Genomic DNA, 5,391 nt, shown 5'->3' on the forward strand with positions numbered 1-5,391 from the left:
ATCCGGTAGGAGCGGTGCCGCACTCCCATGATATAACCGTCCTCCGTGCTGGTTGCAGTAATCTCCAGGTCATCGGGAAGGGAGGCATCCTGTGCAATAAAGGAATGATACCGGGTGGCAATAAAGGGCGTTGGGACCTTGTCGAAGATCCCCGTCCCCCTGTGCCGGATGACCGAAGTCTTCCCATGCATCAGGTGCGGTGCGCGGACAACCTCGCCGCCAAATGCGGTGCAGATCACCTGGTGGCCAAGACAGACCCCGAGCGTGGGGATCTTCCGGCTCATTGTTTCCAGAACATCAGGACAAATCCCGGCATCCTGCGGGGTTCCCGGGCCTGGTGAGAGGATGATGCGGTCGCAGGGAGTTTTCTGTACCGTATCGAGAGGAGTGTCGCAGGGCAGGACGATTGGTTCTGCTCCAAGCTTTCCCACCTGCTGGTACAGGTTATAGGTGAAACTATCGTAACAGTCTACGATCAGTACTTTCATGAACAGGCTCCCGAACGTTCGATTGCCCGGACCATTGCCGCCGCTTTGTTCTCGGTCTCTTTCCACTCGTTTTCCGGAACCGAATCGGCAACGATTCCTGCACCGACCTGGACATATGCCCGCCCGTTCATCACCTGTATCGTCCGTATGGCGATGGCGAAATCCAGGTTCCGGTCAAACCCGATGTACCCCACAGCACCGGCATACAGCCCCCGGCTCTCCGGCTCCTGTTCGTCGATGATCTGCATTGCCCGGATCTTGGGGGCACCCGATACGGTCCCGGCCGGGAAACAGGACTTGAAGGCATCATAGCAGTCCAGGTTGTCGCGGAGCGTGCCGCTGACGGTTGACACGATATGCTGGACATGGGAGAACTTCTCGATGCCCATGAACTCGCTGACCTGCACCGACCCGAAGCGGCAGACCCGGCCAAGGTCGTTCCGGGCAAGGTCGACGAGCATGGTGTGCTCTGCACGTTCTTTCTTGTCCATCAGCAGTTCTTTTTCCAGCTTTTCATCATCCGCTGCCGTATGGCCCCGCGGGCGTGTTCCGGCAATCGGGACCGTTGTCACGCGGCGGTTCTCTACCCTCACCAGCATCTCGGGACTTGCCCCGATGATCTTCTCATCACCGAAATCGAGGTAATACATATACGGGCTCGGGTTGATCCCACGCAGGGCAGCATAGACCAAAAAGGGATTTTCCGGAACGGGGAAGTCCAGTCTCCGTGAGAGCACTGCCTGGAAAATGTCCCCGGCAACGATATGACTCTTGACTTCAGTTACTGCCTGCTCAAATGTTTTTTGGGAAACTGAAGTTCCAACAGGAGGGGGCGTCGCTTTTGTATGATGGGGAACATTGCCGGGGGTAGTGGGACCCAGTCCTGCGATCCTGCCCGCAAGGGACTGTATCTTTTGGGAGCATTTCTCATACTCTTTCTTAAGATCAGAATCATAAGTGAGGAACGGGCTGGAGAAGATATAGAGCCGCTTATCCCGGTGATCGATCACGATACAGTCTTTTGTGAGCATGAACCGGGCATCGGGATAGCCATCAGCGAGTCCTGCCGGGTTTTTCGCGGACCGTTTTACGTTGTCAAAGAGTGTGTACACACAGTCATACGCGAAATACCCGACCATGCCCCCGAAAAACCGGGGGGCCTTGACATTCATATAATGGAACCGCGAGAGGATCGCTTTTATTTGATCAACCGGGTTAGTGCCGTCAGGGTCCCGGGCAATAGCGGTAAATGGCTCATTTCCGGCAACCTCAACGGTGTCCCGTACCGTGACAATCATCTCCGGTTCTATCCCGATAAAGGAATACCGGGCAAGTTTCTCGCTCCCCTCCATTGATTCCAGCAGGAACCCGCATCCCGTTCTCGTGCCCTCATAAAGGTCAAGCGGCGAGATATCCGGGAGCGGCAGTTCCGCACACAGGGGGATGATGAGCGGTTTGGGCTGGGTCCTCACCGCCGTAATAAACTCATCCAGTCCCAGGTTGAGTGTCAGTTTTTGTGTCATTTTTCTCGTAACCGATACGGCCTGTCGGGGCCGCTTGTTCTGTCTGTGATAATTCCTGTTTTTGCGGAAGCATTTCCACAGAGTGTGAGTACATGGTCAACTTTGTACATATTTATACATTATTGTAATTTTTTGGTTATTGTAGTATTTTTTATTGCATTTTTAGGTGATGACCGACCATTATGGAAGATCGCGCGGAATTGCGGATTCTGAATATCTCCCTGTCACGTCACGATACTGGACACCGCCCCCAGCACGTCACACTAGTTCCCAAAACGGATGTCCAACACTCTTATAGCCTGCCCTCCAACACTGATACGAAATTCCGGGAGGTCACATAATGCACTGTCGTTCACATTCCTTAGGGTGGGTGTTTGCAACCCGGATGATCGGGATCATCTGCCTTCTGATCGCTATCGTCCTTGCAAACATCCTGACGCATTACGTGGAAAGCCCGCTCTTTACGTCTGGCGTAACATTCATCAACGAAAATTTCTGGCTGCTTGTCCTTATTGCGCTGATCCTCATGGTCGGTGACGTTTTTGCAGCATTCCCGTTTCCCTTCAATCTCCCCGCTCCGATCATAACGGCATTTGGCAGCGTTTTTCTCATCATGTTCATGCTCAGGATCTTCCAGTGGACAGATTCCGTTACTTCAACCACACTCTCTCCCCTGTTCTCGTTCCTGGCACCGGTTATCGCGACGGTGATATTTCTCATCGTCCTCGTCAGTGGGTATTATGCGATCCTGCGCCAGCTCTGGTTCCAGTCTTCCGCCACGGACGTATCTGCTGACGGGCAGGTCTCGGGCGCACTAGGTTCAGGCGGGCCGGAGATGCATGCCCGTGAGGTCACGGATGCAAAAACCTGGGAGGAGATTGGGGCAGAACTCCGCCTGATGCTCTACGATATTATCCACCGGTTCCGGCAGGAGATACGCAAAAATCAGTAGGCACGGGGGACTGTGAAACCCGGTCCCCTGTCAGAATTACCAATGAGGATTCTCTGAACGGAATTGTTTTTCTTTCTTTTCCATCTCTTCTGCGCTCAGGTGCGAGGGCATGCAGATACAACGATGTTCGATGAATACTCCTTCTTTGAATGATCCCTGAGTCTCCCCTTCCCGGCACGCCCCATAGGTTTCGTTATCACAATCATGGTACACGTGGGACAAGCCTTCCCGTTCTGCACATTCTTTAGCTTCGATCCATGATACAGCCATACCGGAACAATGACCCGGAGACACTATGAGGTTGTCGGATATGGCAAACGGTGAAGGGGAATAGAATACCGGAAGAAATCAGGGAAAAAAGGAAAAATGATGAAATCAGAACCGGGGTTTCCGGTGCTTGGGCAGGCAGTCTCTGCAATAGACCGGCCTTCCTTCCGTGGGCTTGAACGGGACTTCGCATTCCTTTCCACAGTCTGAGCAGACTGTCTTTGTCATTTCCCTGGGACCGAAATTTCTCGGGCCACCAAAACTCTTTCTCTCCATTGTTTTTACTCATGCAGTGGTTATCTGCAAGTATACCATTACCTGTCCGGTATAAATACATCTCCCTCAACAAAGATGTTTTTATATAAGAACCTCTATGCGCCGACTACGGGATGATCTCGCACCCGTTGAACTTCTCATGATGGAATTGTGCCCAGGAAATTTTTCCTTCTGCAAGGAGTTTCCTGACCCGGGGCAGGGCCTCACTCAGCGCTGCATGGAGGTTCTCCACAGTGCTGCAGACAAGCCGTCGTTCGGGTTCGCTCCAGGGGCGGGTTATATTGGAATAGAGACAGCGGCCCCCGCAGAATGTCCGGATAGGACAGTTGAGACACTCCCCTCCTACAGAAATATGATCGAGCTTTACGGGCTCCGCGTCCCTGATGTGACCAACATAGTACTGTTTCATCCCAATCATTACCGGGCAGGGTGCGATGTGGCCATCGGTCATGATGGTATAGTTCGTATGCCCGGATCCACACCGGAGCAGGGAGGGACGCCCGAGAAGAAGATCCTCCATGCAGTCCAGGAACGGGTACCAGCGGAGCACTTCGCCCTGCGTCTCCATATGATCGACCCAGTCCGTTACCAGGGTCCGGATCCCCGGATTATACGATCCGGCAACCCACGCGGCAAACTCCCGGTGGGAGAAGTCCCCGGCAAAGTTTGCGTCCAGCTGCCAGTGGATGGATGTAAACGGGAAGTCAGGATTTTCTGCCAGCCAGTGAACGGCATCCACGATATCTGTCTTTTCGGTTACGGTCATCCGTGCAATGAGTTCTCCCTCATATCCGTTGGCCCGGATATACCGGATGTTTTTCATAGCCCGGTCATACACCCCCTCTCCCCGGCTAGCATCGGTGAGTTCCCTCCTCCCGTCGAGGGAAACGAGGATGGTGGTGAAACGGCTGATAATTGCCGGGGAAAGCCTGTCCAGCAGGAGCCCGTTGGTCTGCATCATGAACCGTTGTACCGGTGATTCCGTTATGATCCGTTCAATAAGATCGGCCCGGAGGAGTGGCTCGCCCCCGTAAAACGTCACCGTGGGCGCGGGGTCCTTCCTGAGGAATGCATAGAGGGTCTCCGGATCATATTCCAGATCAATGGGGATCCGCTCGTCAATCTCTACTGCCCGTTCACTCTCGCTCTCATCGAGGTCAAGGAAGGCCTTGGCCCGGCAATAACTGCAGCAGAGGTTGCAGTTGTCTGTAAGGATGAGGTGGAAGTACATGGGATTTCTGTACTATTAGGCGTTGAATCACGATAAAACAGGATACTGCGGGCCCGGTCTCCCCGTGCCTTCGGTAAACTTATCACCACGTTCTCCAGAAACGATCAGGTATGATCCGGGAAATCGGGTGCACGGAGGAGGCGCTCACAGGTCTGGGAATCGTCATCCTGGTCCTGGTCCTTGTGGCAGGCTCAGTTCTTGCCCTGGTGGCATTTTCCGGCGGGACCCCCAATCCCCTGCGCACGTTTCCCGGAGGTCTTGTCGCAGAGAGTATGTACATATCCGGTGATAATCTCCAGATTGTTGGCAGTATGTACGGGTTCCCGATGACCCGCAGGACAACAGGGCCCCTCACTATTGTACCATCCCAAGATGACGCGGGCAAACTGGGCATGGTACGCTTCACCGTATCCCTCTTTATCGGGGATACCGGGGCAATCGATATGGATAAGATCCGTGTATCCTGGGGCCAGGAACACTCATCAGAAATACTCCATAAATCACCCCCGGATGTCCTGATCTGCCCGAACTGGACAATCTCCAACAAGTACAATATGCTCCCCGGCCGGACTGCAGATGCCGATGAATGGCTGGAGCCCAACGAGCAATTCGAACTAACTCTCTGTCCCACTACAGGTATCCAACCCTATGGGC

Annotated in this window: 6 protein-coding genes; 2 read left to right on the forward strand and 4 right to left on the reverse strand. The window is 53.8% G+C overall.

Annotated elements, in window-relative coordinates; all coding sequences use genetic code 11:
* Together CW742_RS06310 and trpE are read right to left on the reverse strand one after the other, a co-directional pair.
* Nucleotides 1-488, reverse strand: a 488-nt coding sequence (locus tag CW742_RS06310) for an aminodeoxychorismate/anthranilate synthase component II (protein WP_292418018.1), incomplete at its 3' end; no start/stop codon positions are given.
* Nucleotides 485-2,011 carry an anthranilate synthase component I gene (gene trpE / locus CW742_RS06315; RefSeq protein ID WP_292418021.1) on the reverse strand — a complete coding sequence of 509 codons (1,527 nt, stop codon included), beginning with the start codon at nucleotides 2,009-2,011 and terminating at the stop codon, nucleotides 485-487. The genes trpE and CW742_RS06310, both read right to left, overlap by 4 nt.
* Nucleotides 2,012-2,396: 385 nt before the next feature.
* Here trpE and CW742_RS06320 point away from each other — a divergent pair, with 385 nt between their 5' ends.
* Entirely contained in the window at nucleotides 2,397-2,963 is a 567-nt protein-coding gene (locus tag CW742_RS06320) for a hypothetical protein (RefSeq protein ID WP_292418024.1), read from the forward strand.
* Between the two features lie 375 nt (nucleotides 2,964-3,338).
* Here the strand turns inward: CW742_RS06320 and CW742_RS06325 are convergent, their stop codons facing one another.
* Both CW742_RS06325 and CW742_RS06330 read right to left on the reverse strand, forming a co-directional pair.
* On the reverse strand, nucleotides 3,339-3,506 hold the full coding sequence (locus tag CW742_RS06325; RefSeq protein WP_015286826.1) for a CxxC-x17-CxxC domain-containing protein: 168 nt from the start codon (nucleotides 3,504-3,506) through the stop codon (nucleotides 3,339-3,341).
* A 106-nt stretch (nucleotides 3,507-3,612) separates the two neighbouring features.
* Nucleotides 3,613-4,737, reverse strand: a complete 1,125-nt coding sequence (locus CW742_RS06330) for a TIGR04084 family radical SAM/SPASM domain-containing protein (RefSeq protein ID WP_292418027.1) — start codon at nucleotides 4,735-4,737, stop codon at nucleotides 3,613-3,615.
* Nucleotides 4,738-4,847: 110 nt separating this feature from the next.
* Here CW742_RS06330 and CW742_RS06335 point away from each other — a divergent pair.
* On the forward strand, nucleotides 4,848-5,391 hold a 544-nt coding region (locus CW742_RS06335; RefSeq protein WP_292418029.1), incomplete at its 3' end, for a hypothetical protein.

This window comes from Methanoregula sp., assembly GCF_002835825.1.
Taxonomy (GTDB): domain Archaea; phylum Halobacteriota; class Methanomicrobia; order Methanomicrobiales; family Methanospirillaceae; genus Methanoregula.

What these genes read in the sequence shown, in the direction of transcription:
- CW742_RS06325 (WP_015286826.1), bottom strand. Translation starts at nt 3,506, where the DNA reads ATGGAGAGAAAGAGTTTTGGTGGCCCGAGAAATTTCGGTCCCAGGGAA.
- CW742_RS06320 (WP_292418024.1), top strand. Translation starts at nt 2,397, where the DNA reads ATGATCGGGATCATCTGCCTTCTGATCGCTATCGTCCTTGCAAACATC.
- CW742_RS06330 (WP_292418027.1), bottom strand. Translation starts at nt 4,737, where the DNA reads ATGTACTTCCACCTCATCCTTACAGACAACTGCAACCTCTGCTGCAGT.
- trpE (WP_292418021.1), bottom strand. Translation starts at nt 2,011, where the DNA reads ATGACACAAAAACTGACACTCAACCTGGGACTGGATGAGTTTATTACG.